This window comes from Streptomyces alkaliphilus (assembly GCF_014141535.1).
Taxonomy (GTDB): Bacteria; Actinomycetota; Actinomycetes; order Streptomycetales; family Streptomycetaceae; genus Streptomyces; species Streptomyces alkaliphilus.
In genome coordinates this window covers 1-4,002 of the sequence record NZ_VKHT01000462.1, presented here as the reverse complement: position 1 = coordinate 4,002, position 4,002 = coordinate 1, and the positions used below count along the sequence as shown (strand labels likewise).

Genomic DNA, 4,002 nt, shown 5'->3' with positions numbered 1-4,002 from the left:
CCACGCGGGATTGAGGAACGACGGACGTGCCGGGCACGGGGCCCGCCGGGGAGCCCGGCGGGCCCCGTTGTGCGCCGGGGAACCGGTGGGGAGCCCGAACGACTGCGGATTCCGTCGTCACTACCCAGCGCACACCTACGAAACACAGAAAAATTTCTCTGTTAAGTGTTGTTTGCAAGGCTGGACAGTGGCTCATCCTTCATTAACAATGACCAAGGCGCGTGAGGTCGATGACTTCCGCTGTGCCGGGTATGAGTCCGTTCCGGCGTTTCGGGATGGTGTGGGTGGTCCCCACGCGATCCCGGACGGCGGTGGGCACGACAAGGGCGCCGGGGCAGCGGCGATCCCCTCCTCCCCGGCGGTTGTCCTCGCCCGTCGCGTTCCACCCACCCTCCCGCCGACGTACCGGGCGACCCCCGGCGGCACAACCCAAGGACCGTGATCCACGTGAAGGTCGGCATTCCGCGCGAAGTCAAGAACAACGAGTTCCGGGTGGCGATCACCCCGGCAGGAGTCCACGAACTGGTTCGACGCGGGCACCTCGTCCGGGTGGAACAGGGGGCCGGCGCGGGCTCCGCGATCCCCGACGAGGAGTTCCGGGCGGCCGGCGCGGAGATCCTCCCCACGGCCGATGACGTGTGGGAGCAGGCCGACCTCGTCCTCAAGGTCAAGGAGCCGGTGGAGGAGGAGTACCACCGGCTGCGCAAGGACCAGGTGCTGTTCACCTACCTTCACCTGGCCGCCTCCCGGGAGTGCACCGACGCACTGATCTCGGCGGGCACCACCGCCATCGCCTACGAGACCGTGCAGAACCCCGACGGTTCCCTGCCCCTGCTGGCACCCATGTCCGAGGTGGCCGGGCGGATCGCCCCCCAGGTGGGCGCCTACCACCTGATGCGCTCCGCCGGTGGGCGCGGGGTGCTCCCGGGCGGTGTGCCCGGCGCCCCGGCGGCCGAGGCGGTCGTGATCGGCGGCGGTGTCTCCGGGTGGAACGCGATGCAGATCGCGGTCGGCATGGGCTTCCGGGTGACACTCCTGGACACCGATGTCCGCAAGCTCCGCGAGGCGGACCGCATCTACGGCGGACGGGTGCGGACCGTCGTCTCCAACGACTACGCGCTGCGCGAGGCGGTCGGGACCGCCGATCTGGTGATCGGTGCGGTTCTGATCCCCGGTGCCCGTGCGCCGAAACTGGTCTCCAACGACCTGGTGTCCCGGATGCGGGCGGGCAGCGTGCTGGTGGACATCGCCATCGACCAGGGCGGGTGCTTCGAGGACTCCCGACCCACCACCCACGCCGACCCCACCTTCCCGGTCCACGACTCCCTCTTCTACTGCGTCGCCAACATGCCGGGGGCCGTGCCCAGCACCTCCACCCGGGCCCTGACCAACGCGACCCTGCCCTACCTGGTCCGGCTCGCCGACCGGGGGTGGCGGGAGGCCCTGGCCGCCGATCCGGCCTTCGCCGGAGGGTTGAACGTGCACGAGGGCCAGGTCATCCATGCCTCGGTGGCCGAGGCGCACGGCCTGCCGCGGGTGGCCCCCAAGACCGTGGTGGGCTGACCGCCGGGGCGGTTCCGAGGGCGTCCCGGGGCCGGGGGAAGTGGATGTATCGACTTCTCCCGGCCCCGGAGCACGTTCTCGTTCCCGGGGGTGTTCCCCGGTCGACCCATCGCCCTCCTCCACGACCATCTGTCGACTCGTTATTCGTTCATGCGGACGATGTGTCAATCGAACGATCAGTCGACTTGTGAAGCCGGCTTCCGTGCGCCCCCGCGCCCCCGAAACCCGCCCGGGAAACGGGTGTTGCCGATGGTGCGACCCCGGGGGAGTCGGCGGGGGCGACCCGCTCGGGGGACTCGCCCGACCGTCGGGGTGAGGCGGCTTTCGGCCGGATCCCGACCATCCGAACAGGCGACTCGCGGGATGATTGGGCTTTTGCTCCATTCATCCCCTCGGGTGTTCGTCATGTCGACACGCCGTGCGCCGCCCGTGCCCCCTTGACACCGGGGCTGCTGGGGAGGGGGCAATCCCCGACACAAGGGTGTCGGTCCGGCGGATTGTGTTGCTGTCGACCGCCGACACGCCATAGAGTCGCCAAACGTCGGCATGGTGCAACGCTGACCCTGTTCGGAAGTTCCCTGGTCCCCAAGGAGGTAAGACGACTTGTGAATGAGTCGACAATTACTCCCGGGGGAACGATCCCGGGAGCGCCCGGTGGCCTCTTGGGTCCCGGGGGCACGGCGGGCATCGGTTCCGTCGCCGTGCACACCTTCACCACGAACCGGAACGCACCGAAGATGACAGCGCATCAGAGTACGAACGGCCCCGGTTCAACCGGCGCGGCCGACGACTACGAAGAGGACTTCGGCGACGGGAAGTTCTACGACCCCGACGCGGAGTACGAACCCGATCCCGAATACGCCGCCACCATCGCCCCCGACGCCGCACGTCAGCGTCGTGAGCGGATCGGCCCGACCGGCCGACCCCTGCCGTACTTCCCCATTCCGGGGCCGGTGGGGGAGCGCGGGCCGGCGAAGATCATCGCGATGTGCAACCAGAAGGGCGGGGTGGGGAAGACCACCTCGGCCATCAACCTGGGAGCCGCCCTCGCCGAGTACGGCCGGCGTGTCCTGCTGGTGGACTTCGACCCCCAGGGAGCCCTCTCCGTGGGGCTCGGCGTCAATCCGATGGAGCTCGAACTCACCGTCTACAACCTCCTGATGGAACGCGGGCTGGCCCCCGACGAGGTGCTGCTCAAGACGGCCGTCGCCGGGATGGACCTGCTGCCGAGCAACATCGACCTCTCCGCCGCCGAGGTGCAACTGGTCAGCGAGGTGGCCCGGGAGTCCTCCCTGCAGCGGGCACTGCAACCCCTGCTACCGGACTACGACTTCGTGGTGATCGACTGCCAGCCCTCGCTGGGGCTGCTGACGGTCAACGCCCTCACCGCCGCCCACAAGGTGATCGTTCCGCTGGAGTGCGAGTTCTTCGCCCTGCGCGGCGTCGCGTTGTTGACCGAGACCATCGAGAAGGTTCAGGAGCGACTCAACCCCAACCTGCACCTCGACGGCATCCTCGCCACCATGTACGACTCCCGAACGGTGCACAGCCGGGAGGTGCTGGCACGGGTGGTGGAAGCCTTCGACGAAAACGTGTACCACACCGTCATCGGTCGTACGGTGCGCTTCCCGGAGACCACCGTCGCCGGCGAGCCCATCACCACCTACGCCTCCAACTCGGTGGGGGCCGCCGCCTACCGTCAGCTCGCCAGGGAGGTGCTCGCCCGGTGCCACGCCGAGTGAGTCTCCCGGCGGCCGACGAACTCTTCCGTACCACCGGCGGGGCCGCCGTGCAGGCCTCGTCGTCCCGGGAAGGCTCCGGCGACGCCGATGCCCCGGCCGCTTCCGACGCGTCCGTTCCCGCCCCGGCCGGGGAGCCGGGGGACCCCGCGCCGCGGCAGGCGACCGGGGGTCCCTCCACGACGCCCCCGACGGCGGGGTCCGCCGAACCGGCCGCCTCCGTGCCGGGCCAGGGCAAGCGTCCCGCCGGCTCCGGGACCCGCTCATCCGCCGGCTCCGGGGCCGCCGGTCAACGCTCCGGCGCGGGGTCCCGCGGCTCCCGGACCGGCCCGGAGGCCCCGCGTCGCGCCCGCTCCCCACGACGTCCCAGCGGACGCGAGCGGCACGACGAGAAGATCACCGTCTACGTATCGGCCGAGGAACTCATGGACCTCGAGCACGCCCGGCTGGTCCTCCGCGGCGAGCACGGCCTGGCGGTGGACCGGGGGCGCATCGTGCGGGAGGCGGTGGCGGTCGTCCTCGCGGACCTGGAGTCCCGGGGGGACGCCAGCATCCTCGTGCGCCGTCTCAGCGCGGGCTGACGGAGGGGCGGGCACCCGCCCCTCCGGCCCGCCCCATCGGACCGTTCCCGCGCACGCCCCGTTCCGGGCGGTGCGCGGGAGGGCCCGATAGGGTGCGCGGAAGATGTCCGCGTCTGAAT

Annotated in this window: 3 protein-coding genes; all 3 read left to right on the top strand. The window is 70.6% G+C overall.

Translation table 11 applies throughout. From position 1 onward, the window contains the following. Positions 1-447: 447 nt before the first annotated feature. The 3 genes from ald (at position 448) to FNQ90_RS14975 (ending at position 3,883) form a co-directional block, all read left to right on the top strand. Positions 448-1,563, top strand: a complete 1,116-nt coding sequence (gene ald / locus FNQ90_RS14985; RefSeq protein ID WP_182606840.1) for an alanine dehydrogenase — start codon at positions 448-450, stop codon at positions 1,561-1,563. Positions 1,564-2,300: 737 nt separating this feature from the next. After that, a complete protein-coding gene (locus tag FNQ90_RS14980) occupies positions 2,301-3,305 on the top strand; it encodes a ParA family protein (RefSeq protein ID WP_228454344.1) in 1,005 nt (334 codons plus the stop codon). Then, the gene (locus FNQ90_RS14975) at positions 3,290-3,883 is read left to right on the top strand and encodes a hypothetical protein (RefSeq protein WP_182606839.1); all 594 of its coding nucleotides are present in this window, start codon (positions 3,290-3,292) and stop codon (positions 3,881-3,883) included. Before FNQ90_RS14980 ends, FNQ90_RS14975 begins: the two co-directional genes overlap by 16 nt. Positions 3,884-4,002: the final 119 nt, after the last annotated feature.